Source organism: Myxococcales bacterium, assembly GCA_016703425.1.
Classification (GTDB): Bacteria; Myxococcota_A; Polyangia; order Polyangiales; family Polyangiaceae; genus JADJCA01.
The window spans coordinates 290,690-311,728 of the sequence record JADJCA010000013.1; the positions used below are offsets into that span (position 1 = coordinate 290,690).

General features: G+C 68.3%; 17 protein-coding genes and 1 other RNA gene. 13 read left to right on the plus strand and 5 right to left on the minus strand.

Features of this window, described 5'->3' with window-relative positions:
• Positions 1-308: 308 nt before the first annotated feature.
• Positions 309-1,763 (plus strand): serine/threonine protein kinase, encoded by a 1,455-nt coding sequence (locus IPG50_26190; GenBank protein MBK6695670.1) that lies wholly within the window; start codon positions 309-311, stop codon positions 1,761-1,763.
• Positions 1,760-2,611 carry a hypothetical protein gene (locus IPG50_26195; protein MBK6695671.1) on the plus strand — a complete coding sequence of 284 codons (852 nt, stop codon included), beginning with the start codon at positions 1,760-1,762 and terminating at the stop codon, positions 2,609-2,611. The genes IPG50_26190 and IPG50_26195 overlap by 4 nt, the downstream gene beginning before the upstream one ends.
• On the opposite strand, the gene IPG50_26200 is transcribed toward IPG50_26195, so the two are convergent.
• Complete coding sequence (locus IPG50_26200; protein ID MBK6695672.1) at positions 2,612-3,964, minus strand: S41 family peptidase; 1,353 nt, start codon at positions 3,962-3,964, stop codon at positions 2,612-2,614.
• A gap of 261 nt (positions 3,965-4,225) precedes the next feature.
• Here IPG50_26200 and IPG50_26205 point away from each other — a divergent pair, with 261 nt between their 5' ends.
• The 4 genes from IPG50_26205 (at position 4,226) to IPG50_26220 (ending at position 8,118) form a co-directional block, all read left to right on the plus strand.
• Entirely contained in the window at positions 4,226-4,456 is a 231-nt protein-coding gene (locus IPG50_26205; protein MBK6695673.1) for a TIGR04563 family protein, read from the plus strand.
• Between the two features lie 253 nt (positions 4,457-4,709).
• Positions 4,710-5,504, plus strand: coding sequence for an alpha/beta hydrolase (locus IPG50_26210; GenBank protein MBK6695674.1), 795 nt, complete (start codon positions 4,710-4,712; stop codon positions 5,502-5,504).
• Positions 5,501-6,475, plus strand: coding sequence for a hypothetical protein (locus IPG50_26215; protein MBK6695675.1), 975 nt, complete (start codon positions 5,501-5,503; stop codon positions 6,473-6,475). The genes IPG50_26210 and IPG50_26215 overlap by 4 nt, the downstream gene beginning before the upstream one ends.
• Positions 6,472-8,118 (plus strand): AMP-binding protein, encoded by a 1,647-nt coding sequence (locus IPG50_26220; GenBank protein MBK6695676.1) that lies wholly within the window; start codon positions 6,472-6,474, stop codon positions 8,116-8,118. The genes IPG50_26215 and IPG50_26220 overlap by 4 nt, the downstream gene beginning before the upstream one ends.
• A gap of 151 nt (positions 8,119-8,269) precedes the next feature.
• On the opposite strand, the gene IPG50_26225 is transcribed toward IPG50_26220, so the two are convergent.
• Positions 8,270-11,599: a serine/threonine protein kinase gene (locus IPG50_26225; protein ID MBK6695677.1), complete on the minus strand. Its 3,330-nt coding sequence runs from the start codon at positions 11,597-11,599 to the stop codon at positions 8,270-8,272.
• A gap of 403 nt (positions 11,600-12,002) precedes the next feature.
• A non-coding RNA gene (gene ssrS, locus IPG50_26230) (6S RNA) lies at positions 12,003-12,201 on the minus strand.
• A gap of 100 nt (positions 12,202-12,301) precedes the next feature.
• On the opposite strand from ssrS, the gene IPG50_26235 reads away from it, so the two are divergent.
• Positions 12,302-14,017, plus strand: coding sequence for a hypothetical protein (locus tag IPG50_26235; GenBank protein MBK6695678.1), 1,716 nt, complete (start codon positions 12,302-12,304; stop codon positions 14,015-14,017).
• 80 nt (positions 14,018-14,097) lie between these two features.
• Positions 14,098-15,594 (plus strand): AMP-binding protein, encoded by a 1,497-nt coding sequence (locus IPG50_26240; protein MBK6695679.1) that lies wholly within the window; start codon positions 14,098-14,100, stop codon positions 15,592-15,594.
• Positions 15,595-15,619: 25 nt separating this feature from the next.
• Here the strand turns inward: IPG50_26240 and IPG50_26245 are convergent, their stop codons facing one another.
• Both IPG50_26245 and IPG50_26250 read right to left on the minus strand, forming a co-directional pair.
• A complete protein-coding gene (locus IPG50_26245) occupies positions 15,620-16,150 on the minus strand; it encodes a TlpA family protein disulfide reductase (protein MBK6695680.1) in 531 nt (176 codons plus the stop codon).
• A complete protein-coding gene (locus tag IPG50_26250; GenBank protein ID MBK6695681.1) occupies positions 16,147-16,776 on the minus strand; it encodes a hypothetical protein in 630 nt (209 codons plus the stop codon). The genes IPG50_26245 and IPG50_26250 overlap by 4 nt, the downstream gene beginning before the upstream one ends.
• Before the next feature lie 146 nt (positions 16,777-16,922).
• Between IPG50_26250 and IPG50_26255 the strand changes: the two genes are divergently transcribed.
• The 5 genes from IPG50_26255 to IPG50_26275 all read left to right on the plus strand — a co-directional run bounded on the left by IPG50_26255 (position 16,923) and on the right by IPG50_26275 (position 21,022).
• Complete coding sequence (locus IPG50_26255; protein ID MBK6695682.1) at positions 16,923-17,630, plus strand: sigma-70 family RNA polymerase sigma factor; 708 nt, start codon at positions 16,923-16,925, stop codon at positions 17,628-17,630.
• 52 nt (positions 17,631-17,682) lie between these two features.
• Entirely contained in the window at positions 17,683-18,003 is a 321-nt protein-coding gene (locus IPG50_26260) for a hypothetical protein (GenBank protein MBK6695683.1), read from the plus strand.
• Between the two features lie 73 nt (positions 18,004-18,076).
• A complete protein-coding gene (gene mnmA / locus IPG50_26265) occupies positions 18,077-19,156 on the plus strand; it encodes a tRNA 2-thiouridine(34) synthase MnmA (GenBank protein ID MBK6695684.1) in 1,080 nt (359 codons plus the stop codon).
• Between the two features lie 132 nt (positions 19,157-19,288).
• Positions 19,289-20,023 (plus strand): hypothetical protein, encoded by a 735-nt coding sequence (locus tag IPG50_26270; GenBank protein MBK6695685.1) that lies wholly within the window; start codon positions 19,289-19,291, stop codon positions 20,021-20,023.
• Positions 20,024-20,194: 171 nt separating this feature from the next.
• The gene (locus IPG50_26275; protein ID MBK6695686.1) at positions 20,195-21,022 is read left to right on the plus strand and encodes a tetratricopeptide repeat protein; all 828 of its coding nucleotides are present in this window, start codon (positions 20,195-20,197) and stop codon (positions 21,020-21,022) included.
• Positions 21,023-21,039 lie beyond the last annotated feature (17 nt).

Here is a 21,039-nt window from a genome sequence, read left to right on the forward strand (position 1 = left end):
CTGGCCCAACGAATGAGCCGCCTCGAATCCATGCACCGGGTGCCCAGCGTCCAATCGTGCTCACCACCTCGTCGCATGAGCAGCCCACCAGCAAGGGCCGTTCCGGACAAAAGCCCGCAAAATCAGGCTCGTGGTGCACTCGGACAGCAGCGCGACCGGTCCTCCCCCTGCACGCCGAGTGCACCGCCCGATCGGCGACAAAGCGCAAACGCGCGTAAAAGCTCTGCAGCGCGAATCTTGCAGGATGGTGAAACGTGGCTCACGCTGCTCAAAGACTGCCGACGCCAGCGTCGCTCTCCCTTAGGCCCATGCGCGAGATCCGCCCCATCGATGCAACGCCGGCTGAACCGGTCTCGGGCGAGAAGTCGCGGCGCTCGCCGGCCCAGGTCATTGGGCGTTACGCGCTCTATGACGAGTTCGCCTCCGGCGGAATGGCGAGCCTCCACTTCGGCCGACTCTACGGCTCCGCGGGCTTTGCGCGGACCGTGGCCATCAAACGGCTGCATTCGAACCTTGCCGGCGAAGCCGAGTTCGTCTCGATGCTCGTCGACGAGGCCCGCCTCGCGGCGCGAATTCGCCACCCCAATGTCGTCCCCACGCTCGACGTCGTGTCGAGCGATGGCGAGCTGCTCCTCGTGATGGAGTACGTCCACGGGCTGTCGCTCGCGCAGCTGCTGTCGGCAGCGGCGACGGCAGGAAAGCCCTGCCCCGTCACCGTGGCCATGGCCATTGCCTGCGACGCGCTCCGCGGATTGCACGCGGCTCACGAAGCGAAGAGCGAGCTCGGCGAGCCGCTCGAGCTCGTGCATCGCGACATGTCACCGCAGAACGTCCTCGTTGGCGCCGACGGCGTCACGCGCGTGGTCGACTTCGGCGTCGCAAAGGCCGCCGGCCGCGTGCAAGAGACACGCGAAGGTGAGCTCAAGGGAAAGATCCCTTACATGGCTCCCGAACAGCTCCGGGGCGACGCCGCGACACGCCGCTCCGACATTTACGGTGCCGGCGTCGTTCTGTGGGAGTGTCTAACGGGCCGCCGACTCTTCCGCGGCGACAACGACGCGGCCGTATGGCTGCGCGTCTTGAACGACACCGTCAAGGCACCTAGCGCTTTCACGCGCGGCATCCCGCGCGACCTCGACCTCGTGGTCCTCCGAGCGACATCGAAGGATCCGGCACAACGCTTCGCGACGGCCATCGAGATGGCCAAGGAGATCGAGTCGGTCTTGCCGCTCGCGAGTCCCCTTGAAGTGAGCGCGTGGATCGAAGACCTCGCGGCGCCGGTGCTTCAGCGGCGCGCCGAGTTGTTGGCGCGCGTAGAGCACGCCGCAGCCCCATCCGAGTCGTCGTTGCCTCGCACCGAAATGGTCGGCGACGAGACGTCGGTGGCCGCGCCCCTTTGGCAGAACCGCCGCGTGCAGCCTAGGGCGTTGCTGCTGATTGCGCTTCTGGCCTTTAGCATCACGGCGCTCGTCTTGCGGGCCCCGGCCGATGCGCCCCCGTCGATCACGCCCGCCACGGCCCTTCCGAGCATCGAGGCTCCGCCGGCAACTCCAAGCGCGAGCACCACGCCCCCGACGGCGACGACACAGGCGGGTCCGCAGGAGCTCGTCGTGGACTTCCCCGAGACCGCCGCAAAGCCGCCTCCCGTCGTCCAAGGGACCGTGCGGCAGCGGATCGTAAAGAAGCCGCCGGCGGCCGACTGCGATCCCCCCTTCACAATCGACAGCGCGGGACGCAAGGAGTACAAACAACGCTGCCTGTGACAGCGAGCCGCCGCGCCCTTCGACTTGGTGTGTGTTGCGTTGCGGCGCTCTCGTGGAGCGTCGGCGCGGACGCGCAGAATCTGTCGCGGAAGACGTGCGCCGAGGCCGCGAGTCGCGGGCAGGTGTTGCGCGACGAGGGCAAGCTCATCGAGGCCCGCGCGCGCTTCGTGACGTGCGCGCAGCCAGGCTGCCCGCCGCTGATCCAGAAGGACTGCGCCGAGTGGCAAACCAACGTCGATGCGCGTCTGCCGGGTGTCGTCGTGGCGGTCAAAGACGTCGGCGGTCGCGACATCGGCACCGCCACGGTCCAGATGGACAAGCGCCCCTTCCCGCAGAGCGCCGACGGCCGGGCCGTGCCGGTCGATCCCGGCAAGCACCTCTTTCGAGCCGTCGCCGAGGGCTTCGTCGCCACGGAGGTCGAAGCCGTCATTCGCGAAGGCGAGCGCGCGCGCGCGGTTCAAATCGTGCTGCCGCGGATCGGCGGCGAGCCGGCCACAAAGCCCGTCCTCGTCGAGCCACCGCCGGAGGTGCCCGCGAGCGGAGTGGGGCCGCTCCCTTGGGTCTTCGCGGGCCTCGGCATCGCGGGCCTCGGCGCCGGGACGCTCCTCTATCTTTCCGCAAAGTCTGACTTCGACGCCCTGGCGGGTCCCGGCGGCTGCAAGCCTCGCTGCACCGACGGCGACGTCTCACCGGTCGAAACCAAGGCCACCCTCTCCTACGTCGCGTTCGGCATCGGCGGCGCCGCCGCCATCACCTCGATCATTCTCTTCGCCACGAGCGGTGGCACCCGAGTCCGTGCTGGCGCCAGCGGCAGCGGCGCGGCTGCCTCGTTCGAAGGCCACTTCTGATCATCGAACGCGCGCACCGCGCGGCATCACCTGCTTGGTGAGGACATCGAAGGCCACGTCGAGGCCGTAGTCGGGCCCGCCGCGCGGGTCTGTGGGGATCGAGCCCAGCTCCGCCGGCTCGAGGCCTCCGTCTTCGGGTGCGACGCCCGCGTCGACGATCGCGCGCGCCGAGCGAGAGCCGCCGGCGTTGCCGCTGGGCTCAGCCGGCAGATGGTTCGCATAGTCGCGCTCACGAAAGCGCGACTCCGGATCGTTCAACTTGGAGGCGATGAGCACATCGGGGTGGATGCCATCGGCCTGCACAGCACGCCCGCTCGGCGTGTAGTAGCGCGCGGTCGTGAGCTTGAGTCCACCGATCCCGGGCAGCTCGACGATGGCCTGGACGCTGCCCTTGCCGAAGGTCTGCGAGCCGACGACGAGCGCGCGGTTGTTGTCCTGAAGCGCGCCAGCGAGGAGCTCTGACGCACTCGCGCTCCAGTCGTTGACGAGCACAACCACCGGCACCTTGGTAAGCGCGCCGCCGCGACGGGCGCGCACGTCGTCAACGACAAACCCGCGGTGACGTGTCGTGTAGATGCCGCCTTCGTCCAAGAGCTCGTCGGCGATGTCCATCGCCTCGTCGACGAGGCCGCCGGGGTTGGCACGCAGATCGAGAATGAGCCCTTTGAGGTCTCCGGCGGCGGCGGCGCGAAGGCTGGCCGTGTGGCGCAAGAGCTCGCCATGAACCCCTTCTTGAAACTGACGGATGCGGAGGTAACCCACGCCAAAGGCGAGCGGCTTCGAGCGGACGCTCGCGACGCGAACGACGTCGCGAATGAGATCGAACGTCAGCGGCTGCGCCACCCCGGAACGCCGAATCCGTAACTTGACCTTGGTGCCGGCCGGACCGCGCATACGCTTCAGGGTCTTCTCGAGCGAGGGCGCAACCACCAGCTCGTCGTCGATGGCGACGATACGGTCGCCCCCTTTGATGCCAGCGCGCTCGGCGGGAGAACCTTCGATGGGCGCGATGACCGTGATGGCATCGCCTCGAAGATCGACCTCGACACCGACGCCGGCAAAGTGACCTTGGATCTCGTCTTGCGCGTCTTTCCACTCCTCGGTGGTCATGTAGACGGAGTGCGGGTCGAGCTCTGAGACCATGCCCTTGACGGCCCCGCGGAGGAGCTTGGTTCGTTCGACGGGGTCGACGTAGTAGCCCTCGACGGTCGTCAGCACGCGCGCCAACGCCTGGACGAGATCGTACGGCGTCTCGCGACTTGGACCGGCATGGGCCGCGGTGATGAAAGCCCCGCCGCCGGCCCCCAAGAGTGTCGCAAGGGCGAGCGGACCCCATCGGCAAATGGCGTTCATCGCCCGACGGTAGCAAGCCCCAACGGGTCGCGATGAGATGAAAACGCCGGAATTCCCCGCGCCGAGTTGGAGGTGGGACACGGCGGCGGCGGCGCCCGCCAGCGCTCGTGGGGCCGGGTCGCCTTTTCCCGTAGCAAGGCGCCAAATAACGCTGATAGCCTGCTCGGGTAGATAGACGGCTCACTCGCAGGCAAGGCCGCAGCATGGCGCGCGCGCGCGAGCGAGGTCGTTGGGCGACCAATAAGGAGGTTCACCTTGGCGATCGGTGACAAAGACGCAGGCACGAGGAACCAGGAGTCCAAGACCGACAAGAGGAAGCAGAGCCTCTACTTCCCCGAGTCGATGCTCCAGGAAATCAAAGAGGAGGCGGCGCGTCTCGACCGCTCGCTCTCCTGGGTCGTCCAGCGTGCGTGGAAGATCTCGCGCCTCGAGATCAAGAAGCTCCCCAGCGTCAACGACGTCGAGGGCAGCGACGACGACGACAACGAGTGACGCGGCCGGGCGAGGCGTCGCCCGCCCTCTGCACGCGCGCATCGACTCGCGGTGGGCATGGGCCCTTCGCCGCGGGTTGCTGTGGTCGAGCTCGGGGCTTCGTGAGGCCGCTTCCAGGCGACCCATCGTGAGGTGGAATTCGAACGAGCTCGAGGCCCTCGTCCCCTGACGGCGACGAGCAGTCTTTGCCGCCGGCGACGACGGCACGCGCCTCTACGTTCGTTCGAAGACAGGCGCGCATCCGCCAGAGGCGGTGCGCGCTTTTTTTTGCGACGGCATCGTCTGCGAAGGTTTCATCTGGAAGTACCTCTGGGAAGACCTCGCGACCCTCGCTCCGCTCGTCCACTGGAACTACCGAGGCCACGGGCGCAGCTCGCCCCCTCGCGATGCCGACCGCATCGATATCGGTGCACATTGCAGCGACCTCGTGGCGGTCCGCAAACACGTCGGCGATCCGCCGGCGGTTCTGGTAGGGCACTCGATGGGCTGCCAGGTCGCGCTTGAGTGTGCGCATACGAACCCCGACAAGGTTCGAGGGCTCGTCTTGATCTGCGGGACCTACGGCCGCGTGACGCGAACCGTTCGTGGCGTGCCGGTGCTCGAGTGGGTGTTGCCGAAAATCGTCGAGCTGGCGACCAAGCGATCGCACGTGCTCCGCGCCATTTGGTCGCGCATTCCTCCAGAGATGGCGTTCCGGCTCGCGCTCCGGACCGGCGACATCGATCCGGAGAAGATCCGCGCCGAAGACATGATTCCCTACTTTCGCGAGATGGCGCAGATCGACGCGACGATGTTCGTGCGCATGCTGAAGGCTGCGGGCGAACACGACGCCGAGCCGTACCTCAAGGACATCACGGTGCCGACGCTCATCATCGCCGGCGAACGTGACATGCTCACGCCGCCGTTCCTCTCGGAAGCGATGGCGCGCGAGCTGCCGAACTCGGAACTCTTCATTGTGCCTGGCGGAACCCACGTGGCGCCAATCGAGCAGCCGGCGATCTTCCAGGAGCGCATCCGCCAGTTCTGGCGCGAGAAGATCGCGCCGTGAGGGGCCATCACGGGCTTGCGCTCGCGCTCGCGGTAACGTTGCTCAACGCGTGCCGCGACCGCGCGACTCACACGACGACGGTGCGAGAGGCCGACGCGGGCACGACGCCGCCGCAGCCGAGCGACGCGACCGCCCCAAGGGCCGTCGATGCGAGCGTCAAAGACGCCGACGTTCTCTTGTCCGCGAAGTCCATTGGCAACACGTCGGTCGTCTTCAAGTTAACCTTCGCAAGCGGCGCGAAGTGCGCGTGGAAGCCCCGGTCGAAGCGCGGCAAAGACCGCTTCCGCGGCGAGATTGCCGCGTTCCGGCTCGCCGGCGCGCTCGGCGTTCGAGGTGTGCCTGCGGCCACCTTTGCGGCGTTGCCTTGGAGTCAGCTTGAGTCGGCGCTCGGCGCTTCTCCATCGTCGCTCGCTCTTGCGCAGCGCGAAGTCACCGCCGACGACGCGGGCCTCGTGCCGGGCGCCCGCATCGACTGGATCGAGGGCCTCGAGGTCCTCGGTCTCGAGAGCGAGCCTCTCCGGGGCCGTTGGCGAGGGTGGCTCCTCGACGACGCGCCCCTGACGGACGCCGACCGGCCCCTCGCCGCGCAAATCGCCACGATGATCGTGTTTGATTCGCTCGCAGGAAACTGGGATCGCTGGAGCGGTGCAAACGTAGGCTTCTTGCCGGCCAAGAGCGAGCTCGTCCTCATCGACAACGACGGGGCCTTCCTGCCCAAAGCGCCGCCGCCCATGGAACGGCAACGCGAGCTCATGCGCGGGCTGCGCGTGTTCCCAAAGGCCCTCGTCGACGCCATCAGGCTCCTCGACGACGCGTCGATGCAGCGCGCCGTTGGCGAGGAACGCCCCGGCGTGCCGCTCTTGTCAGAAGCCGCGATGCGAGGCCTCGCCGAGCGACGCCTTACCGTCCTCGAGGCTGTCGACGCTCGCGTCAAGGCCGTGGGCGCAGCCAAAGCCTTCGCCTTCCCATGATGGGCCCCCTGGAGCTCCTCGAAGCGACGCGCGGCGTGGCCGTTGGCGAGTTTCTGCGCGCACGAACCATCCTGCGCGTCGCCGCGTCTACGGGGCTCGCCGCCTCGCTCTCCCGCCGCGGCCTCCTCGAGATCGCGCGCTCACTGCCGGGCGGCCAGAATCCATCGCTGCTCTTCCGCATCTACGCCGCCGACCGCCCTGACAGCGCCGCACTCGTCTACGAGGGTCTGTCGATCACGTGGGCCAACCTTTGGCGCGACATCACGCGGGCCGCGGCGGGCCTCCTCGAAGCGGGGGCACGACCGGGCGCGTCGGTCCTCTTGGTCATGAGAAATCGCCCCGAGTTTATCGTGGCGCAAAACGCCGCGGCGCTCATCGGCTGCGCCGCCGTGAGCGCCTCGTTTCACGCCACTGCCGAAGAGCTCTCGTACTTGGCGGAGCACTCGCGCGCTGCGGTGGCCATCGTCGAGCACTCGCTCCGAGACCGCTTGCCGGCACTGGTGCCGGAGATCGTCACCGTCGGCGCCGAGTCAGCTACGTGGCCGGCACTCTTGAGACGTGGCGCCCGCTCGCCGGTGACCGGCGCGACCGGCGAACCGAGCGTCGTTGTCTACACGTCGGGCACGACGGGCAAACCTAAGGGCGCGGTCCGCAAATTCCCGCGCGACAGCATGGCCGGCGCCATGCGCTTCATCGAGATCACGCCTATGAGGGCTGGCGATCGACACCTCGTCGTCGCGCCGCTGTACCACTCGACGGCGTACGCCTTCGCGACCATGACGCTTCTGCTCGGAGGCACGGTGGTCCTTGGCGCAGACTTTGAGCCGGCGCGCTTCCTAGATGACCTAGAGCGGCACCACATCAACACGACGGCCGTGGTGCCTACGCTGCTGCATCGGTGCCTGGAGTATTTGGGCGCGCGAAGGACGCGGCCGATGGCGCTTCCGGACCTCCGGGCGATCTTCAGCGGCGGCGCACCGCTCTCAGGCGCGCTCGCGCTCCGCGTGATGGATCGCTTCGGCGACGTGCTCTTCAATTTCTACGGCGCCACCGAAACTGGGCTTGTAACCCTCGCCACGCCCGACGATCTCCGGCACGCCCCAGGCACCATTGGACGCGCGGTGCCGGGCGTCGCACTGCGGTTCGCCGGCGCTGACGGTCGCGAGGTTCGGGCGGGCGAGACCGGCGAGCTCTTCGTCAAGGGCTCGCTCGTGTCGGAGGGGTACCTCCGCGATGACGACGCCACGCGCGCCGCATCGCAGGACGGGTACACGAGCGTCGGTGATCTGGCGCGTCAGGACCCGCAAGGCCGCGTGTTTCTGGAAGGGCGACGCCGCGAACTCATCATCAGCGGCGGCGTCAATGTCTACCCCATCGAGGTCGAACACGCGCTCGAGACCCATCCGCAAATCGCCGAGGCGGCCGTCGTCGGCGTTCCCGATGACGAGTGGGGCGAGCGCGTGCGCGCTTACCTGGTCCTCCGCGAGCAGCACGCACCGCTCGACCACGACGAGCTTCGCGCGTACATGAAGGCTCGCCTCTCTGGCGCGAAGGTGCCCCGCGAATACGTCACCGTTGGCGAGCTGCCGCGGAACCCAACGGGAAAAGTCCAAAAAGCACGCCTCGCTCGGGAGTATCCATGAAAGAGTCGACCATCGCGGCCATCGTGTTCTTGGTCTTCGGCGTCATCGCAGCCGTCACGATCGTCTACATGCGAAGCCACGCGAAGGCGTCGCTTCCATCGACGAGCCTCGACGCCGGAGGCCGGTAGCGTCGCGCCGCACGCGCCCGCCGCTAGCCAGCGGTCAATATCGCGTCCAGCTGCTGCTTGACGACGCCCGACGCCGTGGCAGCGCGCTCGCGCACGAGCTCACGGCCCTTGTCACCCCCCAAGGTGACGAGCGCGCGTGCGCTCGCGATGAGCACCATGGAGGAGTCCGTCGGCGACGCCATCGCATCCTTAAGTAGCCCCACGAAGCTCTTTCGCTGCACTTTCACGACGCGCGAGAGGATCCCCAAGGCCGTGCCACGGACCTCCGGCGCCACGTCGACAAGCGAGGCGGCGGCGGCAGCTCGCAGTTCCTCGCCGGAGGGCGAGAGTCCGCTCACGATCTTGTCGATGCGTGCCACCACATCGACGTCAACGGCCTTGACGCGTCGCAGCCCGGCGAGGGCGCCGAGGCGAACGCCGTCGTCGGTGCCCTCGAGCAACTCGAGGAGGGCTCCTCGCGCCGCGGGTCCCGACAGCGCGGCAATGGCGGTCGCGGCAGCGCGCCGCACAGTCGCGACGGGATGCCGTACGAGGGGCTCGACGATGCGGCCCGCGGCCTCGTCGGCGACGTCGGGGACGGCGCGCAAGAAATCCTCCAAGAGCGTCGCATCGGCATCGGCGCCGAGCTTCTGGAGCGCCGAAGATACGACCGGAAGCGCCTCGTTGCCCACGGCGCGCAGTGCCGCGACAAAGCGTGCTCGCAGCGCCGCGTCGCTGCCGGAGAGCTGCTGCCGCGCCTCCGCGAGGGGAGCCGCGGCTTTGGCTCCCGCTGCCGAGAGCAGCGCCTGCGCCGGCTCACGCATGGCGGCAGCGCCACCGAGGAGCGTGTGGGCCACACACATGAGGACCTCCGGCTCTTCGACGAGGCGCGCTGCCGCAGCGGCCCGTTGACGCACGCGAGGCGCGCGACGTTCGTCGGCAGCGTGGGCCTTGAATCGCTCCACGATGGCGACAATGCTCGGCAGGTCGCCGCGCCGCGCGACAACGCGAGCCGTGTATTCGAGAACCGACGCCTCCCGGTCGTACGCGTCGGGTGACGCTGCCCCATCGAGCACGAGAAGCGTGCCGGCCTTGTCGGCCACGAGACTCGTGGCGCGCTGTTCAGCGAAGATCCAGAGCTGGAGATCTTTCGGGAGATCTTGCAGCGTCAAGACACTGCGCTCGTAGAGCTGGCGAAGAAGCGCGTCCGACTCCTCGGTACGCTCGCGGACGAAGCGCGCCGCAAACGGCGTGAGCAGCGTCGCTGCGCCCACCCGAGGCTCCGCTGTCGGCGGCGCCGCCAACTCCGCGAGCAGGACTTGCGCGAGCGCCACGGCGGGACGCGGCGCCAGCGCCTGAACGACGGTATCGACCACCTGCTCGGCGCTGAGCGCGTCGTCGTGGCTCGCCTCCGCGGCGATGAGATCGGCGTTGTCGAGGATGACGCGCAGTTGCTCCACCTTGGTCACGACGCGGAGCACGTCGCCGACCATCTGCGTCCGCAAGGCGCGACGCTCGCTGTCCGCCATGCCACGCAAGAGCGGGAGGGCACGGAGATCGCGCGCCAGCCGCGAGACACAAAGGTCAACCTGCCAGGGCAGCTTGCGCTTGCGTCCCAAGAGGTCGGCGACGAAGAGGATCGAGATTTCCGAGAAGCCGCGGGCCAGGAACTTGGCGCGGAGCTCCTCCGCCGGGATCTCGGGTCCCGAGAGGAGGTCGACGGCGTCCGAGAGCTCTTCCTCCGGAACGCCGTCTCGGACGACCAGCGAGACGACGTTTCGTCGCACGAAGACGTCGCCAAATTTCTCCGCGTAGAGCTCGTAGACCGAGGCGGGAACGGCCTTCTTGAGCTCCTTCACCTCACCGGTGCCTGTCACCAACGTGAAGGTCACGGCGCCCGCGACGTCACGCCGCGAAAACGAGATCTCGCCCCGATGATCGAGCACCCGTTCCGCCGCCGACATGAGGCGCGCGAGCGCCGTGCCGGCTTCCCAATAGTTCCAATCGTAGTAACCCGTGCGCATGACGGCCGACGCGATGGCAACGAAGAACTCGGTGAAGCCAGCTTGTGGATCTTCGAGGGGCAGCGCCTTCTGGGCGTCGAGCATCTCGCGACGCCGCTCGCGGCGCGCGCCGTCGGCTGCCGGCTCGACGAGGGCACGCAGCGCCGTCCGAAGCTCGCGCGCTGACGCGTAACGCTCGCGCCGGTCTTTGGCGAGGCACTTGAGAATGATCGCGTCGAGGCGAAGGTCGAGGTCAGCGTTGTAGAGCGACGGCGGAGGCACTTCGTCGGTAAGTGCGCGCGTGAAGACCTCGGTCTGGGTTTCTCCGGTGATCGGCACGAAGCGTGTGGCCATCTCGTAGAGCGTCACGCCGAGCGCGTAGATGTCCGTCCTCGCGTCGAGCTCCGCGGCCTGCCACTGCTCGGGCGACATGTACTCGGGCGTTCCGCAGATGACCCTGTCGTCGGCGCTTGCCCCCGCGACACGGGTCTGGGCGATGCCGAAGTCGCAGACCTTGGCGACCTCCGCGGCCTTGCCGTCGTCGTCAACGCCGGCCACGAGGATCACGTTTTCGGGCTTGATGTCTCGATGCACGATACCGGTGTCGTGGGCCACTGACAGGCCGGCGCAGATCTGCATGGCGATGGGCGCGAGTCGCCCGAGCGACAGCGGTCCCTCCTGTTCGATGACTTCGTGAAGATCCCGGCCTTCGAGGAACTCCATGACGATGTAGAGCAGGCCCGTCGGCTCTTGCCCGAAGTCGAGGATGCGGAGCACATTCAGGTGGTCGATGCGGCTCGCGGCGAGCGCCTCGCCTTGGAAGCGTGACGCGTAGTCGGCGTCGGACTGATAGAACGGGTGAAGAACCTTTACGGCGACAGCCTTCTGGAGATCGCGGTGGAGCGCACGGTAGACACGGCCCGCGGCACCACTGCCGAGGAGTTGGTCGATGCGGAACTTGCCGCCGCCGAGCGTTCGCCCGACCAGCGGATCGGGCGCGGGCTTCGCGCTGACCTTCGCGATGTCGGCCGCCGACGGCGGCGGTGGCAGACTGCTGAGACGGTCGCTGGACCGCTCAGCCGAGTCACCGACGGCGAGCGCCGCTTCGAGACGGTAACGTTGCTCCTCGTCAAAGGGTCGCAGCTGCAGTGGGAACTGGCCGCCCTTGGCGAACCCGACAGGCTCTGCCAGGAGAACGAACGGCACCGTCGCTCCGGCGACGTGAACCTCGAGGATGTGCGTGGTCTGTTCGAAGGGAGGCTGCTCAAGCGGCAGGAAGGCGACCTCGCCAGCGAGCGCGGCTTTCACGGTGCTCGTCAGCGGGGCGCCGTCCTCCACCCACGCAACGAGAACGGGGAGCAGCTCGTCCACGGCTGCAGCCTAGCGTGGCAGGCTCCCTGGGGCGCAAGGAAGGTGCTCGCTCGGCAACAGCACGCCGCATCCGCGCGCTGGAAAAATGCCGCAAACGTAACGCCGGCGAGCTAACGAAAGTTCATCGGCGCGCGTCAGGCCCCCCTTTGGCCCGGCTGCGTTGGGCAACGGCGCGAGCGCCTGAAGTCCGATCTCAGGGGCTGATCTTGTAGAGGATCGCCAGCACGATGAGGATCGTCACGACGCCAAGCGTCGCCAACTTGCGGGCATCCCACTCTTCTTCAGCGCGGGTCGGGTCGTCTTTGAGGTCAGTAGCCATCGAGGCCTCGTATACCACAACTGGTTCGGTGAGAGTTCGCGCGAAGAGCCCGTCAAAAACGCTCCAAACCGACAAAAAGAAACGTTCCAAACCGCCCTGGCCGTGTGCGGGATCATGAACCCCTAGCCACTCGGCTAGGTGGGAAGCGAGGGCCGCGCTTCAGGCTTCCGAGTTATCCGCCACCGAAGTGGAGGCCCGGCGTGCACACCGAACGACCGTTTGCCTCCCGGGTTCGAGATATCCGGGATTCATGGATCCGCATTCACGAACCGAACAGAAAGGAACGTTCCACCCATCATAGGGACCCAGACTCACGGGTCAACGCCTCATGCACGCGCACCGAAAAGTGGGCCACACGGGCGCCCACCTCGTAGGAGAGAGCTATGGGTCAGCCAGTTCTGCCCGCGGTGCCCATGGACGCACGAATTCACGCGCCCGTGTGGCCACGCACCCTGGAACACGCATCGCAACCGACGGCGGCGTCAGGCGGCGTGAGCTTTGGCTCGGGAGACGAGCGCGTCGCGCGCGTGACAGCGTTGGTCAACGCAGGCTGGGCCGTCGTCGAGCTTCGCCCCTCGCCGCTGATGCGAGGTCGACTCGCCGACGCGATCCTGACGGCGTGCGACGCGCTGCTCGTGGAGTCCGCTGCACCGCCACCAGGGATGGGCGACTTTGGAAGCGTCGAAGACCGAATTCGTGATCGGCTCTTTCGTGCGCACCGCATCGGCAAGCGCGGTCTCGCGCTCGTGCTCGCCTCGCTTGGCCCGCTCGCGCGGCTTGGTGAAACGCGGCTTGGGGAGACGGGCGGCGTCTTGGCGCCGGAAGACGGCGAGACGCTCACGGCGCTCTCGAGGATGAACGATCGGCTGGCGGTGCTCCTTGAAGCGCGAGACGAAACCCTCGCGGTCTTCCGCGCCCCGGTGCCACTGGTGGAGGTGCTGCGGGACGCGACGGTCGGGCAGAGCGAAACGCGGCTCGTGGCCGCCCCGCCCGCCGAGCCTGCGAGCTCGACCTCGACCTCGACCTCGACCTCGACCCCGACCCCGACCCCGACCCCGACCCCGACCCCGACCTCGACCTCGACCTCGACCTCGACCTCGACCTCGACCTCGACCTCGACCCCGACCTCGACCTCGACCTCGACCCCGATCTCTGCGCCGGCCGACATCGCTCCCAAGGTCGAACAACACGTCTACCTCCCCGTGGCGAAGGCCGTCGAGGCGGCCGAGGCCCGCGTGGTTCAGCGTCCCCCGGCGCCGACAGTCGCGCCGCGCTCGCCGTGGCACACGCACACGGCGGCGCTTGATGCGGCACGCGGACCGCAGCCGCTCGCGGAGTTCGAGCGCCTCTTCGCCGAGCACTACATGCCCCTTCGCACAGCCCTGGAGCTGGGCCTCGAGGACGCGAGCGCCAAGGAGAGCGCCGACGAGTTCCGCCACACGTTCGCGCGAAGCTATTCGGAGGCGTTTCCCACCTTCGTCGTCACGGGCAAGCGTCCGCGACTCGTCCTCGACGCACCCGAGGTGGCAGGCCGCATCGCGCGACTTCATGGGGCGCGGTCGGTTCAACTCCTGATGGTCGATGGCATGCGCTACGACCTGGGGCAGCTCGTGCGCGAGACGCTGGCCGTGCGCCTCGGCCCCCAAGCCATGCTCGCTGACGAAGGCTTTCTCCTGGCGGCGCTGCCGTCCACGACGCCGCGTCAGTTAGCAGGGCTGGCTCGAGGCATCGACGGACTCAAGATGCCCTCCAACGACACCGCCGAAGGCGACGCGCTCGGCGGACGCACCGGCGAGATCGTGCGCCGCGTGCGCCTCGGCTCGCGCGACATCCTGAAGCTCGACTTGCTCGAGAGCGGCGTCCGCGAGAGCCAAGGCGGTGCGCAAGCGCAGACGGCCGGTCACTTCCCTGCCCTCGCGCGACGCGCCGCGGAAGCCATCGTGCGACACGCCGCGACCTTGCCGGCGCGCACGCTGCTCTTCGTTTTCGGCGACCACGGCTTCTTCCTGGACGCGCGCGGCGAGGCGCACCAGGGCGGTGCGTCGCCAGAAGAGGTGCTGGTGCCGGCATTCGCGTTCATCCTCGGCATGGTGCAGTAGGCCGCGGCGCCCCCGAAACGCGCTAGTCGGTGTGCCCTCCCCCGGCTCGCCTCCGACGACGAGCGGCGGTATGGAGGCGCATGGAACTCGGATTGCGCGTAGGGCCCGGCAGCGTCATCGTCGACGCCAGCGGAGCGCACCGCTACGAAGACGTGGCCGAGCGAAGCCAACGCATCGCTGGAGCGCTCGGCGCCCGCGCGGTGCAGCCCGCCGACCGCGTGGCGCTCCTTCTGTTACCGACCGCAGAGTTCGTAAGCGCCTTCTTCGCGCTGCTGCGGCTCGGCGCCTGCGTGGTGGTGCTTTCGCCGCTGCATCCGCCGCCCGAGATGCGCGCCATGTTGGATGACGCCGGCGTGGGGCTCGTGCTCACGGAATCGGCACTCCTGGCGCACCTCGGCGAAGCGGCGATCGGGCGCCGCGTCGTCAGGCTGGAGGACCTCTCCAGTGGCGCGTCAGGGGAAGGTCCGCTGGCTCCTTCAGCTCGCAAGGACGCGCTCCAGCTCTACACGAGCGGAACGACGGGACGCCCGAAGGGAGCGATCCTAACGCACGAGAACCTGGCGACGCAGCAGCGCCTCCTCAGGGACGCTTGGGCGTTTTCTGAAGCCGACGTGCTCCTCCACGCGCTTCCGCTGCATCACATGCATGGCCTCGTCATCGCGCTCATGACGGCGCTGGGCTCGGGAGCGAGCGTTCGCATGCTGCCGCGCTTCGACGCCCGAGTCGTGTGGGACAGCTTCGCTCAGGTCAGCGTCTTCATGGGGGTGCCGGCCATGTACACGCGGCTCGTGGAGGCGTTCCACGCGGCCGATGGCGCAACGCAAACGCGGTGGCGCGAGGGGGCGCGAGGACTCCGCCTCGCCACGAGCGGCAGCGCAGCGCTCCCCGTGCCAGTTGCCGATGCGTGGGAGGCCATCGCCGGGAGCATCCCGCTGGAGCGCTTCGGCATGACGGAGATCGGCGTGGGCCTGACGAATCCCTTGGCACCGGAGGAGCGACGGCGAGGGTTCTGCGGCGTTCCGCTGCCCACCGTCGAGGCGCGCGTCGTTGACGACGCCGGCGTCGACTCCGATACGGGCGAGCTCTGGATCCGGGGCCCGAGCGTCTTCGGCGGCTACTTCGGTCGCGAGGAGGAGAACCGGAAGGCCTTCGTGGCTGATCCGCTTGGCGGCGCGCCGTGGTTTCGGACCGGCGACACGGTGCTGCGCGACACGGCAGCGGGCGGCGCGTTCCGCGTCCTCGGCCGCACGAGCGTCGACATCTTGAAGAGCGGCGGTTACAAACTCAGCGCCCTAGAGATCGAGGGCATCATCCTAGAGCTCGGCGCCGTGGCCGCTGTCGCCGTAGTGGGCGTACCCGACCCGCGGTGGGGTGAGCGGGTCGTCGCGTGCATCGTGCCCGCCGAGGGCCGCGAATCCGAGTGTGACGCAAACACCGTGCGCGAGCACGTCAAACACAAACTTGCACCTTACAAGTGTCCCAAGGACGTAATTCTCCTCGCGGAGCTGCCGCGCAACGCCCTCGGCAAGGTCGTCAAGCCCGAGCTCATCAGGCGCTTGGCACGGCTTGCGCCCTAGCGAGCAGCGTGCAGGCCGCGATCGCTCAATCGAGGCTCATGGCCCCACGGAGTTCGTCGGGCTTGGCCAGGCCGACCTTCTGAAACCTTACGTGCCCCGACTTGTCGAGGACGACCACCGTAGGCACCGCTTGAACGTCGCCGAAGGGCCCGGCGCCGGAGAGCGTCCCGCGGTCCGCGACGGCCACGGGGAACTTGATGCCGAGCGTTGTGCGATAGACCTCGATGAGCTCTCGATCCTTGCCCTCTTGCAGGAAAACCGCCGCGTAGGCGATCCGCTCGGAGGGGCCATCGCGGCGTGCCATCTCCACGAGAAAGGCGACCTGCGCCTGGCTCGGCAGGTCCCACGTCGCGACAAAGGCCAGCACGACGACCTTGCCCGCGAAGGCCTGTGAGCTCACGCGACGCGCGTCGAGCGACTCGAAGGCGTAGAGCGGCACCGCCCGCTCAGGGCTCCGCGAGACGCCGATGTCGCTCACCGCGTCTCGAGGTCGCGACGGCCCGCACGCGAAGGGCGCCAGCAGCGATAGCGCCGCCGCAAGTCGCCGGACACTCACGGGGGCGCTCCCCACCCGAACAAGTCGGCGAACGGCACGAGCGCTTCGTTGGGGGCGCGACCGAGCCGGGCGTCGGCCAAGATGGCGTGCGCCAGCTCCTCGATGACGTCGTCAAAGGGCGCCGTTCGCAACGCCACGCCATCCCAAACCGTTGGGAGTTCGCCCTGACGGCGCATCGGTTCGTGGACGGCGCGACTGATGCCAGAGCCGAGCGTGTAGCGACAAGCCACGATGTCGATGAACTCGAGGTAGGCAGGCCGCACGAGCACCGCCACCCGCATCCCCGACGCCTCGTCGGCGCCCGCGAGCGCCTCCGGCGGGCGGTCGGAGCGGGGAAGCTCACCGATGGCCTCGCGAATGCGAGCGCAGAGCTCGGCGTCGTGTTCGACGGCCAAGAGCGGCGCGTAGAGGGCGAAGGCCGGAGCTTCGAGGCGAGCTGCATCCTCGTCGAGCGCGTCGAGCCATGCCGTACGCGCCGCAACCGGGAGGCTCTTGTAGGTGAGCGACGCGGCAACGGCGCAATCGCCGTCGTCGGCCAAGGACTGCAGGTACCGCAGCCACGCCGTGTAAGCGGGCCCCGGTGTCGTCGCCCGCTCCGGCATCTCGATGTCGCCCCGCCGCCGCACGACAGCAGGTATACCGCTCGTCGTGCGGCGCGCGTGAGCTTTCGCGGACTCGCGTAACAATCGGCCGTTCGATGCGCGGCGCGCCCGGCGCGAGATTTCTTACGTCACGACTTGACAGAAGCAGAGGCTCCCTCCGATCGTCAGGCATGACTCGGCCCCCCCGGGCGACGGACAAGGAGATCGAGGCGCTGGTCCGCGACTCGCTCGACCTCGTTCCGATCATCGCCAAGCAAGTGCGCCGCCAACTGAGCCCGCGGCTCGACTTGGCCGAGCTCGAAGCGGCCGGTCGCGAGGGGCTCTTCGCGGCCGCGTTGGCCTTCGATCCGGAGCGGGGCGTTCCGTTCCGCAAGTGGGCGGCCATTCGCACGCGGGGCGCGATGCTCGACGGGCTCCGGGCAAGCGGCGGCTTGCCGCGAGAAGTTTACCGACGGCTCCGCGCGCTCCGCGCCGCCGACCTCGTGCAAGAAGGACGCGTCGAGGACGACGCGACGAGCCCACCGCCGAACAGCGCCGTCGGCGACGCCCGCGTGGAGGAGACCTTGCAGAGCATGGCCATGGCGATGGCCGCTGGCTTCCTGGCCGCGTCGAGCGAAGGGCTGGCCTACGTCGTCGACGAGGGCCTCGATCCAGAGGAGGCGGTCGCTGAAAAGCGCCTACTCGAAACCCTTCGCGCCCTCATCGCGGCGCGACCCGAAGCGGAGCGGCGCTTGCTAGAGCGGCACTACTTCGACGGCGTCACGGTCGACGAAGCGGCGCGGGAGATTGGACTCTCGAAATCGTGGGCCAGTCGCCTCCACGCGCGGGCCATGGTCTCGCTGGCGGCAGACGCGAAGAAGCTCTTGTCCAACGGCTGACTTTTTTCCCCTGCGACGCAACTTCTCGAGCGGTAGCGCCGAAGGGCTCTCCATGTCGCTGAGCCGCATCGAGACAGTCCCCGTCGCGCCCTCCAGCGAGGCCTCCGGCCGCCTGCCGGCGCGGGCGCCGCAGGCACCCAGCTCCTCGACCTCGGGCCCTTCCTTCGCACGGACCCTCGCCCGAGTCGCTGGCGCCGTCGACGCCGGAGAGAAAGCCATCGGCCAAACCCTCGCCATGGGCCGCGACGCCTCGCCGCTCGAGCTGCTCACCCTGCAAACACGCATCTACCGGTACGCGGAGGCGGTGGACCTCTCATCGCGGCTCGTCGAGCGCAGCACCAACGCCGTGCGAACCGTCCTCCAGGGGCAGTGAACGGTGGCCGCGCCGCGGATGCGCCCGCCGTCTCGCGTTTCCAGCCTCCGATGGCTGCGCTATACGAAGCGCCGTGCGTGTTCTCGTGGCCATGAGCGGAGGGGTCGACTCGAGCGTCGCGGCGGCGCGGCTCTTGCGCGACGGCCATGAGGTCGTGGGCGCTACCCTTCACCTTTGGGACTACCCCGACGAAGGTCAAAAGGGCTCCCACGGGAGATGCTGCGCGCCGGAAGACCAATACGACGCGAGGCGCGTGGCCGACGCTTTGGGTTTTCCGCACTACACCTTCGATCGGCGCGAGCTCTTCTTGGAGACGGTCGTTGAGCCCTTCGTCGACGCGTACCTCCGCGGTGAAACGCCGAGCCCTTGCACAAGCTGCAACCGAGGGGTGAAGCTCGGGGAGCTCTTCGCCATCGCCGATCGGCTCGGCTGCGCGAAGGTCGCCACGGGACACTACGCACGCATCCTTCTCGACGAGGGCGGCCTAAGCGTTCTCGCAACGGGCCGCGACGAGACCAAGGACCAAAGCTATTTTCTCTACGCGACGGCCCAGGAGCGGCTCGCGCGACTCGTCTTTCCGCTCGGTGAGAGCGGAAAAGCCGAGGTCCGAGCGGAGGCCGTCGCACTCGCCTTGCCGGGCGCTACCAAGGGAGAGAGCCAGGAGCTCTGCTTCGTTGGCGAAGGCTCCGGCGCCTACGCCAGCTTCGTCGAAGAGCGCGCCAAAGGGCGATTGCGACCGGGCCCCATCGTCGACGCCGACGGCCGCACCGTGGGGATGCACGCCGGGATTCATCGCTTCACCGTCGGCCAACGCAAGGGGCTGGGCGTCTCCCTCGGCGACCCAGCGTACGTCGCGGCCATCGACCCCGAGTCGGCGACGGTGCGCCTCGGAAGCGAGACTGCGCTCCTCGCAAGGGGCGCGCGCCTCGACGACGTGCACCTCGCAAGCGGCGTCGCCCTGCCGCGCGCGGCCCGCATTCGCGTGCGCTACCGGCACGGGGGGGCTGCGGGCACGATCGCCCGCGATCCGATCGGCGTGCGCGTGGACTTTGACGCGCCGACGCGCGCCGTCGCACGAGGCCAGATCGCCGTCTTCTACGAAGGCGATCGGGTCCTTGGTGGCGGACGCATCGCCGAAGCGCTCGGGAACTAGGCCCTTAGATTGTCTGCGGGGTCTAGCGCTCCACACGCCGTCTGGCACCACGACGCCGCCAGCGAGCTGCTACGCTCCGCCGGTTCCATGATCGCAAGGAACGGATCCCGCAAGAAGAGATCTCTCCTGGGTGTGGCCCTCGTGACCGCGCTGGCGGCGGGCTCAGGCGTCGCATGCTCCGTCGGCGAGGGGGTGGGGGGCGCCGAAGGTACGCTGAACGTGCCCGATTGCTGGTCCGGCAACTTCACCCTTGAGCCAGACTTCTTCGCCGGCGTGCCGTTTCGCAACAGCGTCGAACTCCGCATTCAGGAGGGCGGTGACTACACGACCTACAGCGACGGCCTCGACATTCTCGTGCGCAACCTTGACGCCATCTTGCCGAGCGCCTCGAGCCCGGGCCTGCTGGGCCGCCCCCTTCCTGTGCGCATTCCGTCGAACGTGACGCCGCCCGACGTGCCCCTCGAGGCAGACCCGAGCCCGGCACTGATCGACATCGCCCTCTACTTGCAGCGAACGTGCAAGACGCAGAACGTGGCGCTCTACGCTGGCACCGTCGCCGTGGGCAGCGACGGGGCGTGCGAGCTGACGCCAGCGCCGCCACCTATCTGCCGGGCAACCGCCACCTCGACGGCACCGCCGGTTCGAACGGCAGAGAGTCAAATCACGTTCCAACACTTATTTAACGGCATCCCGGAAGAGCCCGACGCGACCAAGCGCCTCACGGAGGCCACCTTCGATCTGTACTTCGCCGAGCCGCGCGAGATATGCCCCGGCGGCCTCGGACCACCACCGCGCTGCCGGGGTCACCTCAAGGGCTCTTTTCGCTTCACCTTCGAGCGTGGACGTCCCGCCCAGCGGTTTCCTTGAGCCGCCGCGAGCGAGGGGTCCCGTGTGGTTCCTTGCGACGGCCGCTTGCGACCGATAACCTTCGTCTTCGACGGTGTGGGTGTTTCTCTGACGACCAGCGGCGCCTCCGAGCCCTCTTCGCGACGTCGAAGTGGCCGTGACCCCGCGCGAGGTGCTCGCGCTGCGCTAGCGATGGTGGCCTTTGCGGCGATGCTGAGCGCGCCGGCGCGCGTTGACGCCCAGGCGGCACGGTCGAAGGGCGTGCGGGAGCGCGCCGTTGCGGCCTGGAGCCGCGGCGATTTCGACACCGCCGAAACGCTCTTCAACGAGGCCCTGGAGGGAGGCGGCTTGAACCGCGCCGACACCCTCGACGTCTACGTGCACCTCGGGTCCACACGAGCGGTGCTCGGCAAGAAAGACGCGGCGCTCGTCGCCTTTCGGCAGGCCGCGCTCATCGAGCCAACGTTCAAGACGCCGACAGAAGCGGGAAAAAAGGCGTCTCTATTGGCCGACTCCGCGAAGAAGCAACAGGCGTCGCTGGGCCGCCTCGAGCTCATGGCCACGTTTCCGAAGCGCGTTCCGGCCGGCAAGACCTTCGACGTGCCCGTCCGCATGGATCCCACCTTCTCGGCGATCCTCACCAAAGTCGCGATCTCGGTCACCGACCGGCTGAGCGACCGCACCTATTCGAGCGATCAGCCGGCCGGTCCGGAGATGAGCTTCATGGTGCCCGGCAAGCTGGTCACTGGCGAGACGAGCCTGGCTGTCCGGCTGGTCGGGCTCGACGGTCGCGACAACGAGCTCGTGGCGACCGAGGGACGCGTGGCGGTGGAAGGCGGAAAATCCCCAGGCGATGCGGTTCTGGCGCCCGCCGATGACAAGCCCAAGCGCAGCTTCTGGCAGACGCCTTGGCCCTATGTGCTGGGCGGCGTCGCGCTCGCGGCCGGCGGGGGAGCGCTCTACTATTTTGTGCTCCGTCCGTCAGACCAGATCGCCGTTACGGGCATCAAGGTCCAATAAGGACGGATCCAGGCTAT

Bases quoted from the DNA above. Each gene is read 5' to 3' on its own strand.
- IPG50_26200 (MBK6695672.1), bottom strand. From the start codon at position 3,964: ATGAACGCCATTTGCCGATGGGGTCCGCTCGCCCTTGCGACACTCTTG.
- IPG50_26235 (MBK6695678.1), top strand. From the start codon at position 12,302: ATGGGTCAGCCAGTTCTGCCCGCGGTGCCCATGGACGCACGAATTCAC.
- IPG50_26190 (MBK6695670.1), top strand. From the start codon at position 309: ATGCGCGAGATCCGCCCCATCGATGCAACGCCGGCTGAACCGGTCTCG.
- IPG50_26260 (MBK6695683.1), top strand. From the start codon at position 17,683: ATGTCGCTGAGCCGCATCGAGACAGTCCCCGTCGCGCCCTCCAGCGAG.
- IPG50_26275 (MBK6695686.1), top strand. From the start codon at position 20,195: ATGGTGGCCTTTGCGGCGATGCTGAGCGCGCCGGCGCGCGTTGACGCC.
- IPG50_26240 (MBK6695679.1), top strand. From the start codon at position 14,098: ATGGAACTCGGATTGCGCGTAGGGCCCGGCAGCGTCATCGTCGACGCC.
- IPG50_26220 (MBK6695676.1), top strand. From the start codon at position 6,472: ATGATGGGCCCCCTGGAGCTCCTCGAAGCGACGCGCGGCGTGGCCGTT.
- IPG50_26255 (MBK6695682.1), top strand. From the start codon at position 16,923: ATGACTCGGCCCCCCCGGGCGACGGACAAGGAGATCGAGGCGCTGGTC.